The organism is Acinetobacter shaoyimingii, assembly GCF_011578045.1.
Taxonomy (GTDB): domain Bacteria; phylum Pseudomonadota; class Gammaproteobacteria; order Pseudomonadales; family Moraxellaceae; genus Acinetobacter; species Acinetobacter shaoyimingii.
In genome coordinates this window covers 3,454,608-3,477,495 of sequence record NZ_CP049801.1, presented here as the reverse complement: position 1 = coordinate 3,477,495, position 22,888 = coordinate 3,454,608, and the positions used below count along the sequence as shown (strand labels likewise).

At 37.5% G+C, this 22,888-nt stretch carries 17 protein-coding genes and 2 pseudogenes; 8 read left to right on the top strand and 11 right to left on the bottom strand.

Annotation, left to right across the window (positions count from 1 at the left end; translation table 11 throughout):
- Positions 1-351: 351 nt before the first annotated feature.
- From mhpT to G8E00_RS15820, 4 genes and pseudogenes are all read left to right on the top strand, one after another.
- Positions 352-1,557: a 3-(3-hydroxy-phenyl)propionate transporter MhpT gene (gene mhpT, locus G8E00_RS15835; RefSeq protein ID WP_166226219.1), complete on the top strand. Its 1,206-nt coding sequence runs from the start codon at positions 352-354 to the stop codon at positions 1,555-1,557.
- A 153-nt stretch (positions 1,558-1,710) separates the two neighbouring features.
- Entirely contained in the window at positions 1,711-2,337 is a 627-nt protein-coding gene (gene pncA / locus G8E00_RS15830; protein WP_166226216.1) for a bifunctional nicotinamidase/pyrazinamidase, read from the top strand.
- Between the two features lie 83 nt (positions 2,338-2,420).
- A complete protein-coding gene (locus G8E00_RS15825) occupies positions 2,421-3,374 on the top strand; it encodes a bile acid:sodium symporter family protein (RefSeq protein WP_166226213.1) in 954 nt (317 codons plus the stop codon).
- Between the two features lie 164 nt (positions 3,375-3,538).
- Positions 3,539-3,825, top strand: a pseudogene (locus G8E00_RS15820) (DUF4031 domain-containing protein).
- Here G8E00_RS15820 and G8E00_RS15815 read toward each other — a convergent pair.
- Positions 3,822-4,295 carry a DUF523 domain-containing protein gene (locus tag G8E00_RS15815; protein ID WP_166226210.1) on the bottom strand — a complete coding sequence of 158 codons (474 nt, stop codon included), beginning with the start codon at positions 4,293-4,295 and terminating at the stop codon, positions 3,822-3,824. The pseudogene G8E00_RS15820 and the gene G8E00_RS15815 sit on opposite strands and share 4 nt — an antisense overlap.
- A gap of 28 nt (positions 4,296-4,323) precedes the next feature.
- Positions 4,324-5,310, bottom strand: a complete 987-nt coding sequence (locus tag G8E00_RS15810; protein WP_166226207.1) for a sigma-54 interaction domain-containing protein — start codon at positions 5,308-5,310, stop codon at positions 4,324-4,326.
- 179 nt (positions 5,311-5,489) lie between these two features.
- Between G8E00_RS15810 and G8E00_RS15805 the strand changes: the two genes are divergently transcribed.
- The 3 genes and pseudogenes from G8E00_RS15805 to G8E00_RS15795 all read left to right on the top strand — a co-directional run bounded on the left by G8E00_RS15805 (position 5,490) and on the right by G8E00_RS15795 (position 8,456).
- Positions 5,490-6,176 carry an MBL fold metallo-hydrolase gene (locus G8E00_RS15805; RefSeq protein ID WP_166012480.1) on the top strand — a complete coding sequence of 229 codons (687 nt, stop codon included), beginning with the start codon at positions 5,490-5,492 and terminating at the stop codon, positions 6,174-6,176.
- A gap of 174 nt (positions 6,177-6,350) precedes the next feature.
- A pseudogene (locus G8E00_RS15800) lies at positions 6,351-7,577 on the top strand (FAD-dependent oxidoreductase); the annotation flags it as partial.
- Between the two features lie 102 nt (positions 7,578-7,679).
- Complete coding sequence (locus tag G8E00_RS15795) at positions 7,680-8,456, top strand: sulfite exporter TauE/SafE family protein (protein WP_166226201.1); 777 nt, start codon at positions 7,680-7,682, stop codon at positions 8,454-8,456.
- A 221-nt stretch (positions 8,457-8,677) separates the two neighbouring features.
- Here G8E00_RS15795 and G8E00_RS15790 read toward each other — a convergent pair whose 3' ends face one another.
- Positions 8,678-9,160, bottom strand: coding sequence for a hypothetical protein (locus G8E00_RS15790; protein WP_166226198.1), 483 nt, complete (start codon positions 9,158-9,160; stop codon positions 8,678-8,680).
- 89 nt (positions 9,161-9,249) lie between these two features.
- On the opposite strand from G8E00_RS15790, the gene G8E00_RS15785 reads away from it, so the two are divergent.
- On the top strand, positions 9,250-9,462 hold the full coding sequence (locus tag G8E00_RS15785) for a helix-turn-helix domain-containing protein (protein WP_166226195.1): 213 nt from the start codon (positions 9,250-9,252) through the stop codon (positions 9,460-9,462).
- Here G8E00_RS15785 and G8E00_RS15780 read toward each other — a convergent pair.
- The 8 genes from G8E00_RS15780 to G8E00_RS15745 form a co-directional block, all read right to left on the bottom strand.
- Positions 9,443-10,660: a GIY-YIG nuclease family protein gene (locus G8E00_RS15780; protein ID WP_166226192.1), complete on the bottom strand. Its 1,218-nt coding sequence runs from the start codon at positions 10,658-10,660 to the stop codon at positions 9,443-9,445. The genes G8E00_RS15785 and G8E00_RS15780 overlap by 20 nt on opposite strands.
- A gap of 13 nt (positions 10,661-10,673) precedes the next feature.
- Positions 10,674-10,946, bottom strand: a complete 273-nt coding sequence (locus G8E00_RS15775) for a hypothetical protein (protein ID WP_166226189.1) — start codon at positions 10,944-10,946, stop codon at positions 10,674-10,676.
- Positions 10,947-10,961: 15 nt separating this feature from the next.
- Complete coding sequence (locus tag G8E00_RS15770) at positions 10,962-13,115, bottom strand: DEAD/DEAH box helicase (protein WP_166226186.1); 2,154 nt, start codon at positions 13,113-13,115, stop codon at positions 10,962-10,964.
- Positions 13,112-15,880 carry a class I SAM-dependent DNA methyltransferase gene (locus tag G8E00_RS15765; protein ID WP_166226183.1) on the bottom strand — a complete coding sequence of 923 codons (2,769 nt, stop codon included), beginning with the start codon at positions 15,878-15,880 and terminating at the stop codon, positions 13,112-13,114. The genes G8E00_RS15770 and G8E00_RS15765 overlap by 4 nt, the downstream gene beginning before the upstream one ends.
- Before the next feature lie 102 nt (positions 15,881-15,982).
- The gene (locus tag G8E00_RS15760; protein WP_166226180.1) at positions 15,983-17,593 is read right to left on the bottom strand and encodes a Tn7-like element transposition protein TnsE; all 1,611 of its coding nucleotides are present in this window, start codon (positions 17,591-17,593) and stop codon (positions 15,983-15,985) included.
- Positions 17,586-19,109 (bottom strand): TnsD family Tn7-like transposition protein, encoded by a 1,524-nt coding sequence (locus G8E00_RS15755; RefSeq protein WP_166226177.1) that lies wholly within the window; start codon positions 19,107-19,109, stop codon positions 17,586-17,588. Before G8E00_RS15755 ends, G8E00_RS15760 begins: the two co-directional genes overlap by 8 nt.
- A gap of 13 nt (positions 19,110-19,122) precedes the next feature.
- Complete coding sequence (locus G8E00_RS15750; protein ID WP_166226172.1) at positions 19,123-20,769, bottom strand: AAA family ATPase; 1,647 nt, start codon at positions 20,767-20,769, stop codon at positions 19,123-19,125.
- Complete coding sequence (locus G8E00_RS15745; RefSeq protein WP_166226169.1) at positions 20,770-22,851, bottom strand: DDE-type integrase/transposase/recombinase; 2,082 nt, start codon at positions 22,849-22,851, stop codon at positions 20,770-20,772.
- Positions 22,852-22,888 lie beyond the last annotated feature (37 nt).

Below are 22,888 nucleotides of genomic sequence, written 5' to 3'. Positions count from 1 at the left end.
TAAAAAAAACTTATAAAAGAGTTTTAATGTATATTTTTTTAGTAAAAAGATGATTTTAAAATAAGAAAAAAGCTCTGACTTAGAGGAATAAAATATGAATATCATCAATCAATTTTATCATTTGATCTAATTAAACATTGTGCACATTCAACAACGCTCCAAAAACTTAAAAATTCAACAAATTTACTGATTGTTTTTAGGACTATATTGTTGAAATTATTCAAGCATGAGTCTGCTAGCATTTGTCTATAAATGATCAATCTTCTAGCACTTATTGATTACTTTAACTCAACCTTGATCCCTACATAATCTATGACTAATTTTATTCTGATTATTTAAAAGGAAGTTTGAATGGATCAATCAGGGAATAAACATGCAATTATTACGGTAGGCATCTGCTTTCTCATTGCAGTGATTGAGGGGATGGATATTCAAGCTGCGGGTATTGCTGCCGCGGGTATTCGTGAATATTTTGGTTTAGATAGTTCTCAATTGGGGATTTTTTTTAGCACTGGAATTTTAGGTCTACTTCCTGGTGCATTGGTAGGTGGCAGAATTGCAGACCGAATTGGTCGTAAGGCGGTTCTCATTTGGTCGGTTGCGATTTTTGCGATATTTACTTTATGTACAGTTTGGGTGAATAGTTTTAATACCTTACTTGTGGTGCGTTTCTTAGCCGGAGCAGGTCTTGGTGCAGCGATGCCGATATTAATTACCTTGGCATCTGAAGCTGTCTCCGTTGAAAAACGTGGTCGAGCAGTTGGCCTTATGTACTGCGGTATGCCTGTTGGCGCTGCTATTCTATCTTTGGTTGCAAGTACTGAATTTGGTGCGAATTGGAAAAATATTTTCTATTTAGGTGGTTTGCTGCCGATTATTGTGATCCCTGTGATGGTTTGGTTATTGCCTGAATCTAAAGAATATTTAAAAGCAAAATCAGAAGTTAAGACTGATGGTGCGGTCGCTAGTGTTTCGCAAGGTTCATTCAAAGATTTGTTCAATTCGAAAAACTTGCTGCAAACCCTATTTATTTGGGTGAGTTACTTCTTCACATTGATGGTGGTTTACATCATGTTGAGCTGGTTACCTTCTTTATTTACAGAGCTGGGCTTTACACGTAAGGAAGGTGCAACAGCACAGTTTTATTTCATGCTCAGTGCGGCTGTTGGAACAATAATCCTAGGCATGTTAACTGACCGCTGGAAAAAGGCATACGTTATTATTTTAATGTATGGTGGAATTCTTTCTGGTTTATTGGCATTGAATGCAGCAGATTCATTAACACAAATGTATTTAGCTTCAGCACTGGTTGGCGCATTTGTGATTGGTTGCCAAGGGGTATTATATGCCTTTGGTGGTATTGTTTATCCAACTGAAGTGCGAGGTACGGGCGTTGGTGTGGCGTCGGCTGTTGGTCGTATAGGTGCGATGTTAGGACCTACAATTGCGGGAAGTCTTTTAACTGCTGGCTTTGGTGCAGCAGGTGTGATTTCAGCAGCGATTCCATGTATTGTGATTTCTGCAGTGTTCATGTTGTTATTAATTCGCCGTATTTAATCTTAAAACCTTTGGTTTAGTCTTTAAATGCCCACATAAATTGTGGGCTTTTGTTTTTTATGCATTTCGATTTTATTTTGAGGCATTGTAGTTATAGACTTGATGTGTAATATACAAAGTCATTGATAAAAAGATGATAAAGGATGACTGACGATGCGATTTGAACATAGCGCGCTAATCGTGGTGGATGTACAAAATGGGTTTACCCCAGGTGGGAATTTAGCAGTTGCACATGCCGATGAAATTATTCCGAAAATTAATGAATTGGCACAGTTCTTTGACAATATTGTGATTACCCAAGATTGGCATCCAGCAGATCACATCTCTTTCGCAGATAATCATGCAGGCAAAAAACCGTTTGATACCATTCAACTGGATTATGGTACGCAGGTGCTTTGGCCATCTCACTGTGTCCAAGACACAGAGGATGCAGCATTGCATCCAGATCTAAAGCTTCCTACTGCGCAGCTGATTATTCGTAAAGGTTTCCATCAACACATAGACAGCTATTCCGCTTTCTTAGAAGCAGATCATAAAACATCAACAGGGCTGGCAGGGTACTTAAAAGAGCGTGGCATTCAGACGGTTTATGTCGTGGGTATTGCTACAGATTTTTGTGTGGCTTGGACAGCGATTGATGCGGCAAACTTAGGTTTTGAAAGTTATGTGATTGCAGATGCGACCAAGGGCATTGATCTTCAAGGTTCGCTACAGCATGCTTGGCAAGAGATGTTGTCGAAGGGCGTGAAGAAGATTTATAGCAAAGATCTAGTTGCATAATCTCTCGGATTGGATGGAAGTCATATAGCCTTCCATTTTCTTAGCCTAAATCCAATATTTAAAAATTTTCATGGAAGAAGTCTATGGCCGCATTTTTGCGATTCACGAAATTTATTCAGAAAACCTTTGCTTTATGGGTGGTCCTTTTTGCAGGCATTGCACTTTGGATTCCTGAGGCATTTGTTTGGCTGAAACCTTACATTACTTGGATGTTAGGTATTGTCATGCTTGGGATGGGAATGACCATGACCTTGGATGACTTTAAAGGTGTTTTGCAAAGTCCGAAAGCCGTCATCATTGGTGTAGTCGCACAGTTCGTGGTGATGCCCGCTTTGGCATATGCTTTGTGTAAATTATTTAATTTGGCACCTGAAATTGCCATAGGGGTGATTCTGGTGGGATGCTGCCCAGGAGGAACAGCGTCAAATGTCATCACATATATGGCGAAAGGCAATACTGCATTATCGGTGGCATGTACTTCTGTTTCGACTTTGCTTGCACCCTTACTGACACCTGCTATTTTTTATCTTCTAGCCAGTCAATGGTTGGAAATAGATGCAGGTTCAATGTTTATCTCGATTCTTCAAGTGGTGCTCGTTCCTATTGTTCTTGGTTTGATGATTCGTGCGTTGTTTAAGCAGAAAGTCGAACAATACATACAGGTCATGCCCTTGGTCTCAGTGATTGCTATTGTGGCGATTGTGGCGGCGATTATTGGGGCAAGTAAGGCTTCCATTTTACAATCAGGCCTCATGATATTAGGCATAGTCATATTGCATAATGGTTTTGGCTACTTGCTAGGATTTTGGGCGAGTCGCTTGTTTAAATTAAGTTACCCTGACAGTAAAGCCGTTGCCATTGAAGTCGGTATGCAAAATTCAGGTTTAGGCGTGGCACTGGCCGCTGTACATTTTGCAGCATCACCAATAACCGCTGTACCTAGTGCAATCTTTAGCTTGTGGCACAATATTTCGGGTCCCGCTTTGGCAACTTATTGGGCATCAAAGGCCGATAAATTGGAGAAAGACAATAAATAATCTTATTCGGCTGAAAGTATGTAATTGAGAGAAGAGCGCATAAAGGCGCTCTTTTTTATTTTAAAATTGTGAAAAAAGATTATTTTTAACGCAAGATCCCTTATTTATTCATCATAAAAGCATCAAGAATAGTGATGCCGAATGAACTTGGGAAAAAAGACAACATGGTTTACGTTGATAATATGCGCGTGTCACATCGAGGCAAAGAGTGGTGTCATCTGATGGCAGATGGTCTGGATGAATTACATGCCTTTGCCAAAAGATGAATATTGATCCGCGCTTATTTCATCGTACTGCATCTTATCCGCATTATGATGTGACAGTGCAAATGCGTGAACTGATCTTGCAATTTGGTGCAGTACAGGCAGATCGTAAAACTATTATTGCGTGTGGCAAAAAATTAAAAGCCGAGCTTTTGGCGTTAGAATTTCAGCATCAAAAAGTGCGTTAATCTTCATGTAAATCGAGTGCTTTTAAAAATTCATCTTCGGTCCAGACTTCAAATCCATGTTGTTTCAGTAAGGCTGAGGTTACGCCATTGCCTTGAATTTTCTGTCCTGTAAATGTGCCGTCATAAATCAAACTTGCCCCACAAGAAGGACTGTTGGCTTTTAAAATCACATGGGTAACGTGATGTGCCTTTGCCCATTCTAAAGCTTGATGAGCACCGTAAAGAAATGCTTGGGTGACATCCTCTCCAATGCTATTCAAGACTTTTGCTTGTCCTTGTAACACATCGAATCCATCACCGCCGACGATTTCAGCAGGCAGTCGTGGGGTAGAGAGACCACCAGCCACTTCAGGGCAAATCACAACGGCTTGTTCAGTTTTAATCAACGCTTTGAGTTTACTATGCAAACAGTGCTTGCCATCGTAGCGAACGGGATGCCCGACCAAACAGGCGCTGATTAGAAATTTCATAAGATTAAAATCATGGATGAGCGTTCAATTATAAATGCAGTTGCTTACGATAGCGCCATAAAGTGGTTCGACTGATGCCCAAAGCTTTCGCAGTTTGATTCATATTGTAATTGTGCTTAATGAGCATCTTTTCTAAAGTCACCGCATTGATCGGTTGTTGAGATTTGAGGGTGTCATTGGAAGTCTGATTTTGAAAATGGTGATATTGCGTATGACTAATTTCATCTGGTAAATCATATACATCAATTTCAGGTTTGCCATTGGCCATAGTCAGCGCATACAACAAGGTATTTTTCAGTTCACGCACATTTCCAGGCCAGTCATAACTCATCAGAATATCCATGGCTTGTTCGGTGATTTTTGGGGTGACATCAAAATACGGATCTTGTTCTTTTAGAATCGCATCTGCAATAAACGGAATATCGACTTTACGCTCACGTAAAGGGGGAATAAAAATAGGAATCACACGTAAACGATAGAGCAAATCTTGACGGAAATGTCCCAGTCTCGCTTCTTCGCGTAAGGCACGATGGGTCGCAGTAATAATGCGAACATCCGATTTAATCGATTTTTCACCGCCCAACTGTGTGAACTCGCCTGACTCTAAAATGCGCAGAAGTTTAGCTTGTAGTTCTAAAGGAATTTCCGCAATTTCATCTAAAAATAGCGTACCGCCCGCAGCACGTTCAAAAACACCTTTATGTTCACGAATTGCACCTGTAAATGCACCTTTGACATGTCCGAACAATTCGCTTTCTAGAATATTGGCATTTAAAGCTGCGCAATTGATAGCAATAAACACTTGGTTTTTACGATGGCTATAGTCATGAATAGCACGTGCAACCAATTCTTTGCCACTGCCTGATTCGCCACGAACCAATACAGGAAACTCGGTCATTGCCACTTTTTCAATGATGGAAAACATGTGATGCATTTCTGGTGAACGGCTATGAAAGCACTCACTCAGTTGCTTTTGAACGGTCGCTGAGTGTAGAGAATGATCAGAATGTTGCATGAGCGAGACAATATATGAAACCAATGAAACGTATTATGAAACAAAACTGAAACATTGGAAAACAACGTTATTGTATTTTTTAATTCAAGTTATTGAATAGTATACATATAAAAATAATATTAAAAGTTGGCACTGTCCTTGCAAATATGGAATATGATCTTATTTGTTAGAGAATTTGAATGATCTTCCAGCAATTCTTCGAAAAGCAAAGTTCGACTTATACCTACTTAATTGCATGTGAGCAAAGTCGTGAAGCGGTATTGATTGATCCAGTCGTTTCTGAAATCGAAAAATATGCAGAAGTATTGCAGTCGCAAAATTTAGTGTTGTCTTATAGCTTAGACACGCATGTCCATGCAGATCACGTTACTGCTGCAAATTCACTTCGAAGCAAATTTGGCTGTAAAACCGTGATTCATCGTCATTCTGGTGTGGCATGTGCAGATATTTATATTACTGACCGTAGTGCGATTCGAATTGGACAAATTTTGATTGAGGCACGTTACACCCCAGGTCATACCCGAGCTTGTACCAGTTATGTGACTGAAGGTATGGTCTTTACAGGCGATGCATTACTGATTGATGGCTGTGGTCGAACAGATTTTCAGGAAGGAGATGCAGCCACATTATATGACAGTATTCATCAACAAATTTTTACTTTGCCCGATGAGACCGTGATCTATCCTGGACATGACTATCGTGGTCGATTCAGCACCACTGTGCAACACGAGCGTTTGCACAATTCACGTTTAGGACAAGGACGTTCCAAGGCTGAATTTATCGACATTATGGCAAATTTGAATTTGCCTTATCCAGAAAAAATTGATGTTGCATTACCTGCCAATCAAGCATGCGGGCAATCCTAAGACCCTGTTCATATCACTGATTTTCTATTGTCCATTTTGTAATGGCATGTGAACAGAATGAATCAAATGATGGGAATTCCCCATTACATCAGTTGAATTAGACCCATCACAATTGGATTAAAAGTCTGAGGTGATGAGGTCATCATTAAATATTAGGCAGTTAACATGAAAAAGTTTAGTGTAGTCATTGTCGGTGGCGGAGCTGCAGGACTTTCTACAGCATCCAGTTTATTGGCTCGTCAACCTAGTCTCGATATTGCAGTAATTGATCCTGCGGAATCACATTATTATCAGCCTGGATGGACCATGGTCGGTGGGGGTATTTTTACTCCAGAGCAAACCAAACGCCGTATGCAAGATGTCATGCCTGCAAAAGTGCATTGGATTCAGGAAGCTGTTGTGGGATTTGAACCAGAACAAAATCAAGTGATTTTAAAAGATCAAAGTAAGATTCGCTATGATGTTTTGGTGGTTTGCCCAGGTTTACAACTCAACTGGAAAGGCATAGAAGGGCTTGAAGAAACCTTAGGTAAAAATGGGGTGACTTCAAATTACCGTTACGATCTTGCTCCATATACCTGGCAATTGGTCAGTCAGTTGAAAAAAGGTAAAGCGATCTTCACTCAGCCACCCATGCCAATTAAATGTGCAGGTGCGCCACAAAAAGCGATGTACTTGTCTTCAGATCATTGGCAAAAACAATGTCATTTGAAAGACATTCAGGTTGAATTCTTTAATGCAGGTGGTGTGTTATTTGGAGTGCAAGCCTATGTTCCAGCATTGATGGAATATGTACAGAAATATGACATCAACCTGCATTTCAGCCATCGTTTGGTCAAAATTGATGGTGAACGTAAACATGCTTGGTTTGAAGTCACCATTGGTGATGAAAAAAATATCATTGAAACTGAATTCGACATGATTCATGTGGTGCCACCACAACATGCTCCTGACTTTATTCGCTCAAGCCCATTGGTGGATGCTGCAGGTTGGGTTGATGTCAATCCTAAAACTTTGCAACATCAGAAGCCACAATACGCCAACATTTTTGCGTTGGGTGATGTCACCAATACCACCAATGCTAAAACAGCTGCAGCAGTTCGTAAACAAGCCCCCATTGTTGCCGTCAATGTTCTGCAATACCTTAAAGGAAGTCAGCAATTTGCACATTACGATGGCTATGGTTCATGTCCACTGACAGTTGAACGGGGCAAAGTGGTTTTGGCCGAATTTAACTATGGTGGTGTACTCAATCCAAGCTTCCCGAAATGGTTATTGGATGGTCAACGTCCAACTGCTTTTGCATGGTTATTAAAAGCCCGAATCATTCCTTATGTTTATTGGAATGGCATGCTCAAAGGTCATGAATGGATGGTCAAACCTAGCTTAGCAAACCAGTAATTTCCACACACTAAAACTCCCATTTTTATTGATTTAAAAAATGGGTAGGGTGCTTATTGTCTGTAATAAGCCTGATCCGATGAATACAGGTGAAATAACATCATGTGGTTACTCATTTTAGAAGGCTTAGCCATTGGTTGCCTATTGGGGCTGACAGGTGCTGGTGGTGGCATTTTGGCTGTGCCTGCACTCATGGCAAGCCAAGGTTGGTCTGTTGCTCAAGCAGCACCAGTCGGGTTGCTCGCCATTACATTTTCAGCATTTGTGGGAACGATTCAAGGTTTTCTACAAAAGATTGTCCGATACCGTGCGGCACTTTGGATTGCTGTGATCAGTGTTCCATTTGCACATTTTGGTGTTTCACTCAGTCATATCATTTCACCCATTTGGCTGACCTTGGGGTTTAGTGGGGTGATGCTGATTGTGGCGTATCGGATTTTTTTCAACCATGTTCATGATGTGGCAAATCCGCCTTGTAAAGTGAATCAAAACACGGGGCGCTTCATGTGGAATCTAAAAACGGCATCCATTTTGGGTGCTTTGGGTATGGTGGCAGGACTTTTGACAGGGCTTTTGGGGGTAGGTGGTGGTTTTGCGATCGTGCCAGCACTACGTAAAGTCACAAATTTAGATATGCGGAGCATTGTGGCAACATCGCTGATGATCATCTTTTTAATTGGTGGCGTTAGCATTGCAATGCATATGCTTGAAGGATATCAATATCCAATTTCTGTGACCATAGGATTCGTGATGGCTTGTGTTATTGGGATGGTTCTGGGTAGATCACTAAGCTGTTTTATTTCTGTGTACGCTGTTCAACGCATTTTTGCGATGACTGTTATGAGCGTGGCATTTTATTTGGTGTTATCGGTATGGTGACAGGTCAAAATGTATGAATCAAAAAGCCGATTTTTAAATCGGCTTTTTGATTAGGTTTGATTATATGATTTCACTAGGTATATCTTTATTACTCTCATACAACATATGTACGAGAGTAATAAAGTTTCATACTCAGCTTTATCTTTTCTTCCACTTTTACTTTCCATCGAGTAATAAAGTTTCATACTGAAATGAAACTTTAGTTTTTTTTGAATCTATTCTCATATCAATGATGCTAGAAAGTCAGTGTAAGCTTTCAGTTTTTCAATATCTTGAAGTATTTGGTTTTTTCTTCCTAATATTTCAGTTCTTAATTCTGGAAAGTCTATAAGTGCTTGTTCAGAAGCTTTGATTTGATTTTCGTAAATTTTTTGATTTTCTTTTAATTCTTTAGTTTTTAGTTCAAGTTTTTCTGAATCATGTTTCACGATATGATTTTCAAATTGCTTTCTAAAGGCGTTCATACTTTCTGTCTCGACAAATGTTGAAAGTCTTGAGTTGTCAGGATGAATATGTTTGGCCAAGTGTCCTTGTCGGACCATTTTTCTCAGAAGTCTATAAAGCTGCTGTTTGTTGATTTGATGCTTCTCATCTTTTGAAAGATTCAAGTTGTTCCAAATTTTGTTTGATGTCCATCCATTAATTTGATTGCGGGATAAAAGTAAAAGAAAATATTTAAAGATAGGGGAAGCAATTTGTTTCATGATGAAAGACTAGAAAACTTAAAAAGAGGATTATAGTCCGTGGATATATAGTCCTCAAATAGTGATAGTTCTGTTTTTTAAGCATTTGAATGTTTATGTCAGAACTTACTATTCAATTTGGGCAACTTGTTCGTAAATATCGAAAAGAACGAAACATGTCACAAGAGCAATTGGCATTGCTCTGTAATATGGATCGTAGTTATTTAGGACGGATTGAAAGGGGAGAGGTGAATCCTACTTTAGAAAAAATCTTTCAACTAGCTGATAGTTTAAAAATACCAGCTAGGAGTCTGATTCCTTAGTTATAGGTACTAAAGTTGCTTTGTTAATATCATAAATATATTCAGTAATCGTACCATTTTTCAAATGTTTAATGATTTCTTCAATAATTTCTAGAGGTACTAAAAACCATTCTTTCGGTTTCACAGGTTTACCAAATCTATCTTCAATATTGATATCTAACTGAGCAGATTGTAAAACTTTGTGAATCAATTTTTCTAATTTATGAGGTACAACATTTTCTGGTAATGCATAGCTAGCAACTAGTTCTACATCTGCGAGCAGATAAGTAGGATCATTTTTAGCATCAGTGATGCGTTTATTCACTTTACTAGTAGTTACGCCAATTTTATGAATAACTTGTTTATGTTCTTTAATAAAAGAGTTGCTCGATAAGCTACGAAGTACGTAAATAGTACCACTTTGTATTTCAATCTCATTTTCTAACTTAGGTAAGTTTTCTTCAACGAATAAAGGGCCTGTATTATTTGTAATTAGTACACGTCTACCAGCTTCATCTTTATATAAAGATTTAGTTAACGAGCGCATTAAAATATTGCTCTCTGTGCCATTTGAATAGATTAAGCGTGTTCTTGCATCAAGATGGCCATCTGATGTTTCAAAATATTCCGATATTTCTGCAATAAACACTAATTGTCCATTGAGTATGAACCAATCATTTTTCTCTAAAACATTATTTTTCCCATAGCGCTTAGTGTATCGAATACCAGTTTCTAACTCGCTTTGGATTTGATTAAATAATGGTTCAAATACTCCAAAATCTTCACATACTTTTTGTCTACCAACTAATTCAGCTTCTTTACGTTCTTCTTGAGTCCGTACATTTTTTAGAATAAGAATATTTTCTTCATCTTCCAATTCAATCCCTAATTCAGCGAGTAAATCATCCTCTGCTAAACTTGCTACATCTGAATTTTCATTATCAGAATCAGACAACAAGCTGTATTGATCAAAATCAGCTAACAGCTTTTTTGCTTCATCAGATTGTTTGAGTTGAGCCAATCTCACAGCATACATACGTTCAAAAATATCCGTCTCAGCAGTATTAGATGGCACTCTTTTATGCTCTTCATAGAAATGAATGATTTCTTCAAAGCCAGAGATTAAACGTTCTTCTTTAGCTGTATAGGTCACTGACTTAACTGGTGCTAGATCAATTCCCAACTCTGACAATAACTCGTCATCAGAAAAATCAGCCATAAATTTACCTTGTTTAACCTAAGAGATTGAATTTATCTAAGAATAGAACAACAGATTTCATTTCAGAATTCTGTTTGATTTTATCTAATCGAGATGCACATAATTTTTCAAAAATATCTGCATCAGCATGATGTGATGGAATTCGCTGATGGGTTTCAAAGAAGTGATTAATTTCTTCAAACCCAGAAATCAAACGTTCCTGTAAAGGCGTTAAGACTTTTGGCGATTTTAACTCAAGTTGAATTTCAAGTTCATCTAGAATTTGATCATCTGTCAGTCGTTCCATCACTGATTCTCCTAATTAAGAACTCGCTTTCGCTTTTTCTTGTGCCTTGAATCGAGCAAAGGCTGCAACACCTTCAGCCATACGTTTTTCCCACGCATCTTGAGAGTTAATATCTGGCAAACGACCTCGCTCTTTTTTAAACTGCACAGCTCGAATTGCTAATTCTTTTGCCTCTTCAGGGCTTAGGTTGATACGCTTAGCCGAAATATGTGCTTGAACTTGTCTTAGTGTTGCTTCATCCATTGCTTTAGAAAGGACGGCATACGCTGATTCGAATGGATTGATGTGATCAATCAAATCAATATCCAAATCACGTACATTCATAAAACGTTTAACACCCTGAATAAACGCTATGTTCGATTCAGGTTTATCATCTGGATTTCCAGTTCCGCTAGGGCCAGCTGTTGTGCCTCCAAGCGTTTGTTGGGCTTGTTCAAGCTCTTTTTTCGCTTGCTGGATCAAGTTAAATGCTGCAATGGCATGTTGACGTACGGCTTCTTGATCTTCAGGCTCTAATTCTGGATATTTTTCCTGAACAATTTTACCCAGCGCTAACTGCGTTAATTCTTCAGGTACGACATTTTCTTGGTCAAAGAGGCCACGTTCAATAGCAGATTTATTTTGAACAAAAGCCGTAATAATTTCGTTTAAATCTTCTTTACAAATACGATTAGCTTCTTCAGATTCTGGTTTTTTTAGGTCATTAATTTCGACATGGACTTGTCCTGTCTTACCATTAATACCAACGTTTGTTTTACCTTTTTGATAACCATCTTTGCCATAATCAAAGCCATCTAATGCACCCTGATCTTTAGGCGTAAATTCAAAACGAGGCGCTAACACTTGCTCCATTAACAAACTTGCAGCAATGGCTTTCAGCATATCGTTTACAGCTTCGACAACGAGTTTTTCAGATGCATCAGGCTCAGCAATTAAATTGGTAAATTTGGCACGGTGTTTACCTTCAGCATCTCGAGTAGCACGACCAATAATTTGTACAATCTCAGTTAAGCTACTACGGTAACCAATCGTTAAAGCATGCTCACACCAAATCCAGTCAAAGCCCTCTTTCGCCATACCTAAGGCAATAATGATATCGACATGATCACGGTTAAAGCGTTGTTTTGGATCTTTTAGTGCTGTCAGTACTTTAGAGCGTTTTGCTGCATCACTATCATCTACAAGGTCAGCAACTTTTAAAATGCGCTTATTGCCCATCTCTGTTGTGATTTCGATTAGATGGAAACCTGTTTCTTCATCAACCCCTTTCCAAGTCCCCATTGCATCCATAATGTGTTCAACTTCGATATGCTTACCCATTTGGGTGCTTTCACGAGAATTGACATTTGGAATATGAATAATAGTTTTAAGCGTAGGATCTAAAACTTTCATAACAGCATCAGTGTATTTCCCTGTATAGAAAAAATACCCAATATCTAAGGCTTTTAAATAGGTATAGCCATTCAGTTGTTCGTAGTACGTATAGGTAACTGTCTCAAACTTATTTTCATCGGTTGGCGATAAAACCGCTTCAGAATCTCCACGGAAGTATGAACCTGTCATCGCTACGATATGCGCTTTATCTCGCTCCATAAACTGACTGAGTTGAGCACCCAGTTTATTATCTGGATTACTACTTACATGATGGAATTCATCAATTGCAATTAATCGATTATCAAATGCTTCTACACCAAGCTCTTCCACAGCAAAGCGGAAAGTTGCATGCGTACACACTAATACTTTGTCTTCACTTGCTAAAAATTCACCAACTGCTTTTACTTTAGACTTTGCAACTTTTTCATCATCAGCATTGGGTACATTACAGAGGTTCCAATGGGGTTTTACTTTCCAATCTGCCCAGAAACCATGCTTTGTTAATTCTTCATCAGCAAAGCTACTGCCAATAGAGCGTTCAGGCACCACAATTAGTGCTTGCTGAATCCCTTGATTAGCTAATTTATCTAAAGCAACAAACATCAATGCACGTGATTTACCTGATGCTGGCGGTGATTTAATTAGTAGGTATTGTTCACCACGTTTATCATAAGCACGTTCCTGCATTGGGCGCATGCCGAGTTCATTCGCTTTATTTGATGCTCCTGTACAAGCTATTTTAATGGAAACAGCAGGGACAGTTCGTTGATTAGTTGGATTTTCTGAAGTTGTCATGCTTTTTTCTTCCCAGCTTGTTTTGAAGTCATTTCTGTATACATTGAAAATAGTTTTTCTAGGCGCTCTGTATCATTTTTAAAGCGACGACCAATATAGATACGCTCTAGCACCTCATCATTTTCTTCATGTGCTTGGCGTAAGTTTTCTGGCATTTTTTCTGGATCATAAAGATCTGCAATCGTTGCAGGGAAATGCGCTTCACGAGCTAATAAAATATTTTCAGCACAGCGAGTTAAATCAGCTTTATTTTTTTCTGTAAGACTTGGAACTGGAAAAGTGTTCCAAGCTAATGTAGGTGTAAAACGAAAATCAGTACGCATACGAATACATACTGCACCTACCCATACTTGCATAATTTTTGATGTAATAATCGCCATATTCCAAAGTGGTGCATCATTAGCTACACAAGCTGTATTTAATACAATCTTTTCTGGACTTAATATATCAACAGGCAAATACTCTCTATTTTCAGAACTCGTCACAGGAACACATAAAGCTGATTTATTAGCTGTTGGCTTAGTTTCCTCAAATGAAAAAGCTCTCTCTGCGGCTTTTCTTGTAGATTCTTTTGAACTAGCTAACCTAATTTTTTTAACAGCTTCAATTCTTGAATATATTTCAGCATTCTCAGTTGCTTCATCCAAATTGGACTTATCAATCCATATACAATATCGTTGAAGACCTCTTATTAATTCTGCGGATCCATAACACTGCTTTATAATTTTTCTTTGCAAGCCTTTGTCTAAATTTAGATTTTGCAATTCGTTTAAAGTGAGTAATAAGTTGCCACCATCAACTGGTTTATTTCCTGCAATCATTTCTGTTAGATCTGAGATTGGTTTAGATCTTTTTTCAATAATAATATTTTCACCCTCAACCAAGTAGGCGTTAATATTATTAACAGTTTTTTCAAGAATCTCGTTTTCACTAGAAGTAGTAAATATGCGTTTTTTCGTACTACTCTGTTTAGATAACCCAACTATTATTACTGTTACCCCTGCATTATGTGCAGCTAAATTTGCCCATGAAAAACTAGTATAAGCAAATTCAATATTAATTTTCCTCGCAAAAATTGATGGCCACAATATTGCTACTTGCTGCCCTTGACAAATAGAGTTAGTAGCTACTAAAGCTGACTTAGCATCTGTATTTTCAGAAATATATAGAGCCGCTTTGAAAAACCATCCTGAGACATAATCTAAAGACTTCCAAACATTAGTTTCTTTTCTAAATAATTTTTCTAGATCAGCTTTTTGTTCGTCAGTTTGCCAAGTAGATCCTAGATAGGGAGGATTACCACAAATATAGGTTTCCCCACCTTCATTTTCAAAGTCAATTTCAGTCTGTACTAACGGTGTCTCAAATAAATCATCCGCAACAACTTTCACCGCATTACCTGTTGGCGGACAAATACTTAACCAATCCAAACGTAACGCATTACCACAAATAATCCAATTCTCTTTAGAAAGTGGTAAAACTGTTTGCAATGCTTCAATCTGACCACAGTACTGAACATTCGATTGATACTCAGCGATCACCAAGGCTAAACGTGCAATTTCAGCAGGGAAACTATTGATCTCAATACCACGGAAATTCGTCAGTGGAATGTCTGTTGCACGACCTTTTTCATTGCGTAGCTCATTAATTTTAGCCTCAATTTTGCGTAGCTCTTTATACGCAATAACAAGGAAATTTCCCGAACCACATGCAGGGTCAAACACACGAATACGTGCAATACGTTTACGTAAATTGAACAACTTCAAAGGACTTTCCTTTGATGCTTCTAATTGCTCGTTTAAATCATCTAAGAATAGAGGGTTTAATACCTTTAAGATGTTTGGAACACTAGTATAGTGCATCCCTAATGAACCACGTTCATCATCATTGGTGACTGCTTGAATCATTGATCCAAAAATATCTGGATTAATTTTTTGCCAATTCAGCTCACCTGCATGTAACAAGTAAGTACGAGCTATCTTAGAGAATTTAGGCACCTCAGTACTGCCCGAGAATAAGCCACCATTTACATAAGGGAATCTTTTTGCCCATACAGGAAGTTTAGTCTCTGCACGCTTTGAATCTTCTATATTCATTGCATGAAATAATGTACTAATCACTTCATGGGTATTGCTGGAATCACGTTCTGACATATCTGAAATTGTCTTCGTAAAGATTCCAGTGGGCTTAAATATTTCTGTATCCTCAGCAAAGAAACAAAAAATTAAACGTGCCATGAAATGGTTCATGTCTTGACGACGTTCTTCAGTGGCCCAATCTGGGTTCTCTTTTAAAAGTTCAATGTAGAGCTTATTGAGACGACCCGTTGCACGCACATCTATCGGGTTATCTTTAATCTCTCGAATCGTAGAAATACCTGCTAAAGGTAAAAAGAAACCAAAATGCTCTGCAAACTCAGAGAAATTTGAACTAATAGTGTCGCCAGAAATTAGATCCTCAGCTTGTAAATTCAAACCGTCCGTTGCGAGAATAAATTTTGCTTTCGCTTTTTCTGTTGCCTTGCTTTTACGTAAAGCTGTTAAAGTTTCGGTTACTTTATCTTGGTCACATACAGCGATATGAATATGGTTACGCTGTAATACTCCATGCTCAATATCTGATGAGTTGCTTTGACCCGCTCGAAGTTTTTTTATTGTTGTTTCTTTATTACTAAATGCTCTTAAAAAATCAAAAGCAAACTCTTGAGCATCAAAAGGTTTTGCTGCGAGCTCGGATACGGCCGCTTCAATTTCAACTGCGTTCATAGTCTTTAATTACAAAGAGGATATATGCCAATTATCTTAACAAATTAAACAAAGTTAAATTTGTGAATCACAAACTTAATTTCATTAAGAAATTTTAGAAAATTATGTATTAGCATTAAGGATTAATGTCATACGATTTGCCCAATGAGCCAATTCAGAATCGGATATTTCCTGATTCTTTGAATTCATCCTGGGGTGGTTTAACGTACTATTTTTAGAGCTAATATGTTTAAAAATGCCTTTTGGCCAACGTAAACATTGAGTAATTACTAGCTCAAATACTTTTGCTCGATCAGTTTGGTTCCATTGATTCATGTCTTTAAGCGATAAAACACGAGTTGAGATAGGTTTCTTATTGTCAGAAGTATCTACTTCTAAGATCACAATATTTTGACCATTAAATTGAAAACTGACTTCTGCGACACATCTAGGATTACCATCAGTCTTTATATGTTTGGAGTGGCCTTGAATGTTAGGTAATTTGTGAAGTTGAAAGCTAAAATTTTTAACTGAGTTTTCTTTGCAAAACAAATCAATCATTTGTTGAAATGCAGAAAATCGATCAAGATACAGATGAAGATCTTCAGTTTCATCTTCAACACCATTAAATTCAGCAGAGGGGATAGTACCCTCAGAAATAGGCTCATTAGTACTGACTTGCGGTCTTGCATTGTTAGATGGTAGGTCTTGATCTTTTGTACCATGGTTTCTATGTCTAGATTTTTTTGAAGTTTTACGTGTTTCAATTGCTTCTAGGAAGTCGAAGTGTGTCGGTTCAACATCAATAATTTGAACATCATCGCTATTGCCATCTTCATCATCTTTGATGGTCGGTTCTTTTCCATTATTTTTAGTTCCTGAAGAGTTTTCGCCTTTACCACCTGATTTAGACTCAGTGAATTTATCGCTATAGAACTCAACTTCTTTAGAAATTCGGCTTGAGATTCTTTCGAAACCTGATATTTCATTGACAAAAAACTCAGAAGTTTCAGCCTTGTAATAGCCATATGAATCAAAGATCACTCCATTGAGTTGAGGGGGATTAAAACAAAAACTCCATATACGATATTGGTCAGCGTCATAGCCATATTTGGTACAAAACTGACTGATACTTTCAAAAGCTTGTCGAATCTCAGGATCAAGAAGAATCCAAGATAAGATGCGTCGAATACCTGAATCATTGAAATGAGAAATAGGGTATGAGCAAGCTGGTAAAATATTGATGAGATAATGATTTTGATTTGAAACAATATCAAAATCGATGCTCAAACTATTCTCTATAATTGCTGATCTTGCTAAATATGGAGTGTAGAAAAACAGAGATCGAGCAAGTTCAAATTGAGGGAGCTTAATTTTGATGGTTTCGGACATTGGCTGACCGAATTGATCCACACGGACTGCATCAAACAAGAAATAATGTTCTAGAAACTTTCCTTTCGGTAAGTTTGTATTATTGACAGAAGATAGCCAATCTTGAGTTGAACTAATTTTAAAGCGTAAATTGTAGCCTTTGGGATATTCTTGAGTGGGGTTGATGTGGCTATTTTTTCTTAATAATTTTGCATTAGAAAAATTAGTGAAAGTCGTCTCAGGTATTTTATTTTCATTTTCCAAAGCTAAATTTATTGCCCAACTGCCTGAGTTATGTTTTTTAAACAAAGAACCAATCTTTTTTATTTTCATATTCTTAGCGATGTGACTTATCTTAGCCATGATTAATCCTTTTAATTTGATTTAGGAATTTGAGTGCTTCATCTGTTAATCGTTCTTCACTTAATCCCGAATATCGTAATAATTGCCAACTCGCTTGGTGTTGATTAATTTTTTGAAATTGAATAATGGTTCGAGTAATTCTTCGGATTTGATAAGAGCTAATATCTTCTGAAAAAGTACTCAAAAATTTATGTGTTAAGGGCAGCTGATATAGGTTTTTCTCTACGGTGGAGTGTTGCGGTAGTTGCTTGAGATACCAGTTTCTAGATTGCCTAGGTAAACTCAAATCGTCTAATGATTGATAGAATATTTTGAATAATCGCCTCACCATTTGCCAATCCCTAAGAGGCCAATCTACTTTCTTTGGAATACTTGCGGGCAAAGCATGAAAGCTTCTATTTTTTGTAAGTAACCAAGTTTTATCATTTCGATAAAGCCATGCATATAAGGCAGCATTTTTGGCTCTAGAAGGTTTTATTCCAAAATTTTTAATCAAAGACATCCATTCATTACGTTTTTCTTTGAGCATCAATATGTCTTTGCACTTAGTTCTTTCACTAGGTGTATCAGTATTAGAGTACTTAGCAGGTAATTGATGAATTTCACCCAGAATGGCTACCCATGTCCAGTCTTTAGGTAAAAACGTCTCTAAGACAATAACATGTTCAAGATAACTGAATGACTTACGATGCTTTCTAAAAACAGCTCTAAGCCAACATGTTTCAGACTCCAGTTCATCTAGGTCATGTTGCTGTAACCATTTTAAATCCCATGTTTTTATAACTTCTACATGAATTTTTGAATGATCAATGTGTTTAAAACCTCTGTTGAAACCTAATCGTTTTGCAGTACGCTGATAGAATTGACTCCATTGATGAAAGGTAGGTGATGTTGTTGGAGGAAGTTTTAAGAGTTCATCAACACGTCTACTCACGATTAGATCTAACTCATGAGCAGGGGTATAAGGTTTCTTGCGATCTAGGATGAAACTTGCAGGAATAAATTGATGTCGTCCATTCAAATGGGCTGGTGGTAAAAATTCTGACAATTTAACTTTATGTTTGCTACAACAATTTGCGCCTTGGATATACCAAACTCTTGACCAAAAGAATTCTCCATATTGGCGATATTGTTCTTCTAAACAATAGAGACAATATCGATGTGTTGTTATCTGTTTAACTTTGGATGCCGCAACGCCTAATGCTAAATGGATAGAACCTTTTGATTGACTCCCCATCCAGTGAAGGCATTTTAACCGTGTATTTTCAGGAGAAAATAGAGCGTGGATTGGAAAAAGTGTATGTTCATAAACAATCTTTTCAAGTGTGTAGTTCGGTGATAAATGCGTTAAAAGACATGTTAGATGGCTAGGTAAGTCAATCGTGGCAATGACCTTACGATTAGCAAATACTTCTTCGAGTAATTGCTTAGGACTTGTAATAGCATGGTGAATTCCAGCTCGTGCTATCGTGCTGTAAATTAACTCATTGGGATATGGTGTAGGAAAGTTCAACATGCCAATTCCACTATTACATTGATTGTACCCAAGTTTGAGTATCAAAAATTAAATCACTTGATTGAAGAACGTCATAAAAATTTTGGGATTTGTGCTTTTGAGAAAACTTAAACCTTAAATCATCTGATGGTAAGGTCATCCATTCGCTCTGTTTTATTTTTCTGATATTCATTTTTTCAGGTTTGATTTCTTTATCCACCTCAACTTCAGTAAGCCAATTCGAAACGATAGGCATGAGTTCTTGCATATTGAGATGAGGGAAATCGACAAAGGCTTTTTTGATTACAGAAATCACTTTAGATTCTGAATATCCAGTGGCAATCAGTAGATTATGCAATCTTTGTGCATGTACATTTCCATTATATTGTTCAAATTTTTCTTGTTCTTCTTCTATTTTTTTCTGAAGTAAAAGTAATGTTTTGTCCACATATGGAATAGTTAAGTCAGAATAAAGTGCAATGCGATTAGGATCCCCAGACTTAAGCGCTTCTATCATTGGATGGACAAATTTAAGTTCATCCTCATAGACTTGTCTAAGCAAACTCGGCGTTATTCTTTCTAGTCCTGTCATGATCGCTCGGCATTGAGCCAAAACAAAAAGTTTAACGACTATATCCAGTACGCCCTGAGACAGTTCATACCAACAGTCTCGAATTTCTTCACTCAGTTGTTCTTTATTGGTTAGCCATTGGTATTTCCAAAGGGCATTGGTGAAAGCCATCCATTCTGTTCTCGTCGTAGTATTTGATAATGGAGGAATATTCTTCATAGGTTCCCATATAACAGCCCCGAAACCAGCCCCACGACGTGCTGAACGCAGATCTCCATCAAATATAAATTTGGCTTTGGGTGTGCCGACCATAACCACTGGCAAACCTACAACATTGATTAAGGTGACAAAGAAGTTCAGCATTTTTTCAGCACCACCTGAATTTTTAACACTCAGATGTTGGATTTCATCAATGACGAGTACACCAATAGCATAGGTATTGGTAATTTGACGCATATAGTTGAGTAGAGCTTCGATTCCTAATCTTTTTAAGGCAACTTTTCTTTCAAAATCTGTTCCTAATGCAACATCAATTGCCTTAAAGAAATGCAAACATAGATTTTTTAATGAGCCATCATGAGGGCAGTCTATTTTGAGATAAACGAGTTGAGTGAAGTTATATTTTTCATGATAAATCACTTGAGGATATAGGTTCAGAATTCGCTGTAGGGTTGTACTTTTGCCACTTCCTGAACAACCGATCAGTGAATAGCTTAAAGCTGTAGATTTTGGTGCATCAAAACGAAAGGCATTAATATCTCCCGACATAATACGCTCATAACCGTTTTGCAAATGTTGGTGTAATTTCCCATCAGCAATATTGCGCCCGACATAGCCTTGACGAATTAATATTGCAATTTTTTGTTCTAATGAAATATGCCGAGTAATGGGTTGAAAAAATTGATGAAGAAGTTGAGATGAAAGATGAATTCTTTCGTTCTTAGATCTCAGAATATCCTCAGGATTAAAGTCCACCTTACCAATCAGATTAGCTTTGATATCTGCAATTTCTTGCATGATTGGTGGTAGAGCTTCAATAAATGGATTGTCTTTATATTCACCAAAACTAGGAGTGTAACGTGCTTGAATAAAATTTAATGGCAAAGTCATTTATTCATCCTCACCAAATAATTCGTCTGTTAAGTCTGGATAATGAACCGTTTCAGCAGCTTGAGGCTTAATTGAGGTTTTCAGTTTAGACATTGGAATAATATTGGTATCCACTATTTCTTGCTGTTTTACCTTAGCTTTGCGTTCAATATTTTTTTCTTTTGCTTTATTTTCAGTGATTTCAGCGATTCGTTGAGATGGTTTAATTGGACTCTTCAGAAGCTTAGTTTTAAGTTTTTCACTGATAAAAGCTTCAAGCTCTCTTCGTTTTTTTGAAGCCTCTAGTTCGTGCTGTACAAGGTGCTCTTTTTGGGCTTTTTGCCTTTCTTTGACTTCCCACAAAGTACAATCTATAAATTCTCTCGATCGATCGGACAGAGACCCTATCCAATATTCGAGACTATTATCTTTCGGAAAAATATAAATTTTATTCACTGAGTAAGGATCATATGCAGCTTCAAGGTTTTGAGGACGAGAACTTCCTGTTTTACGATGTAACCAACCGAGATCAAGTACTTCTTTCGCTAGGTAGTAAAGACCAAATGCTTTTATGCCTAAGTCTGATATTGTGATTTTAGTACGTGGCAATAATGCGATTCTGAGTGCTTCCTCTGGAACACTCCTCAATTTTCCTGTTCTGTTTTGAATACCCCAATTCCATAAATGTAAGGGAATAGTTGGTAAGTCATTAGGCATGTCTGACTCACGGTCATATGTCTTTAACACATGAAATTGATTGTGCGAGATGATGCAGGCAAGAATGATTTCAGTAAATTGGTGAATATTTAATGTGGCATCTCGACGGTAATCATTACCACCAGTCTTTTTTACAGTGGTGCCTTCAACAACACCATTTCCTTTACCTTCTTTTTTGAAATAAGCCTGATACGTATTGAAAGCCTGTTCCACTATGCCTTTAGCATCACCACGTCTAGCTGGCGCATTTTCGAGTCTTACAGCGAAAGTTTTTTCTAAGACTTCGATTTGATAACCGAGTAGTTCTCCTCGATCCGCGAGTAAAGCATCAGGTAGACCAACAGCTGGCCAATCTTCTGGCTGAATTGAGATCCCATACTCAGCACAATACTGAACCTTATCGGTCATCGCTATATTCAATGCTTGTATTGCAGCTAAATATGAAGGTGGTTCAAAACCTATATAAAAGCCTGCGACTAATCTACTGAAGACGTCAATCACAAAGTAAATGGTGGGTCTACCAACGATACTTTCTGGATTTGAATTGGAAACAAGATAAATATCAGCGATCGTGGCATCAATTTCATAACGTGCACCAGGGCCTGTGACTTGAGCGTTAGACGTTGATTGCAAAGGACGATAGTCCTTTCGGTAGCTGGATGTACCAATACGAGATTTTATGCTTTCAATTTTTTTGAATTCTTTTTCGTAGTAATACTTAAACTGCCATATTGTTGGAATATCTGATTCTGCTATATCAGGATAGAGATTTTTATATGTGGTTTGAAATTTTCGATATACAAATGGGAGTGAATGTTTGTTGTCTTTTAAAAAGAATAATTTAATGGTGCGATAGAAAAGTTTTTCAATGTTCTCATTAACATTAATGCCTTGTTCACTATTATGGATACGAGGTCGACCTAATTTTTTGTCTTTAGCTATTCTTTTTTGACCCTTAGCTCCGCTATTTCTGTAATCAGGAAGCAATGCATTAGGAGTTTGTCCTCTTTGCCAATATCTGCGAGCTAAGCGATAAATAGTTTGTTTGGTTACTTCATGTTGATTCATGATTTCGCTAATTATTTTTCCTCTTTGTACTGGAATATAAAATAATTCATGAGAGATCAGAGGATAAATAAGTGCATAATTTTGGTCACGTTTTATTTCTTGTACTGATTCCTTCTCAGGCTGAATGAAAGCAAGTGACTCATGTGGGTCTATTGCTCTTTCAATATTGCCGTCTTCCAAACCTTTTAAGATTTCTGTTCTACTAACTTCAATTGGAAAAGCATTTTTGTACAAGAGTAAAAAAGAATCATACTGAATTACCTTCAAGCCTTTGATTTCATGTGACAGCATACAAGCCAATAAATAAAAAAGATTCATACTCAATTAATTAAATATGAATCTTTTAAAGTGTTTT

What these genes read in the sequence shown, in the direction of transcription:
- G8E00_RS15790 (WP_166226198.1), bottom strand. Translation starts at nt 9,160, where the DNA reads ATGAAACAAATTGCTTCCCCTATCTTTAAATATTTTCTTTTACTTTTA.
- G8E00_RS15770 (WP_166226186.1), bottom strand. Translation starts at nt 13,115, where the DNA reads ATGACAACTTCAGAAAATCCAACTAATCAACGAACTGTCCCTGCTGTT.
- pncA (WP_166226216.1), top strand. Translation starts at nt 1,711, where the DNA reads ATGCGATTTGAACATAGCGCGCTAATCGTGGTGGATGTACAAAATGGG.
- G8E00_RS15755 (WP_166226177.1), bottom strand. Translation starts at nt 19,109, where the DNA reads ATGTTGAACTTTCCTACACCATATCCCAATGAGTTAATTTACAGCACG.
- mhpT (WP_166226219.1), top strand. Translation starts at nt 352, where the DNA reads ATGGATCAATCAGGGAATAAACATGCAATTATTACGGTAGGCATCTGC.
- G8E00_RS15760 (WP_166226180.1), bottom strand. Translation starts at nt 17,593, where the DNA reads ATGGCTAAGATAAGTCACATCGCTAAGAATATGAAAATAAAAAAGATT.
- G8E00_RS15815 (WP_166226210.1), bottom strand. Translation starts at nt 4,295, where the DNA reads ATGAAATTTCTAATCAGCGCCTGTTTGGTCGGGCATCCCGTTCGCTAC.
- G8E00_RS15810 (WP_166226207.1), bottom strand. Translation starts at nt 5,310, where the DNA reads ATGCAACATTCTGATCATTCTCTACACTCAGCGACCGTTCAAAAGCAA.
- G8E00_RS15765 (WP_166226183.1), bottom strand. Translation starts at nt 15,880, where the DNA reads ATGAACGCAGTTGAAATTGAAGCGGCCGTATCCGAGCTCGCAGCAAAA.
- G8E00_RS15780 (WP_166226192.1), bottom strand. Translation starts at nt 10,660, where the DNA reads ATGGCTGATTTTTCTGATGACGAGTTATTGTCAGAGTTGGGAATTGAT.
- G8E00_RS15775 (WP_166226189.1), bottom strand. Translation starts at nt 10,946, where the DNA reads ATGGAACGACTGACAGATGATCAAATTCTAGATGAACTTGAAATTCAA.
- G8E00_RS15745 (WP_166226169.1), bottom strand. Translation starts at nt 22,851, where the DNA reads ATGAATCTTTTTTATTTATTGGCTTGTATGCTGTCACATGAAATCAAA.
- G8E00_RS15785 (WP_166226195.1), top strand. Translation starts at nt 9,250, where the DNA reads ATGTTTATGTCAGAACTTACTATTCAATTTGGGCAACTTGTTCGTAAA.
- G8E00_RS15825 (WP_166226213.1), top strand. Translation starts at nt 2,421, where the DNA reads ATGGCCGCATTTTTGCGATTCACGAAATTTATTCAGAAAACCTTTGCT.
- G8E00_RS15750 (WP_166226172.1), bottom strand. Translation starts at nt 20,769, where the DNA reads ATGACTTTGCCATTAAATTTTATTCAAGCACGTTACACTCCTAGTTTT.
- G8E00_RS15805 (WP_166012480.1), top strand. Translation starts at nt 5,490, where the DNA reads ATGATCTTCCAGCAATTCTTCGAAAAGCAAAGTTCGACTTATACCTAC.
- G8E00_RS15795 (WP_166226201.1), top strand. Translation starts at nt 7,680, where the DNA reads ATGTGGTTACTCATTTTAGAAGGCTTAGCCATTGGTTGCCTATTGGGG.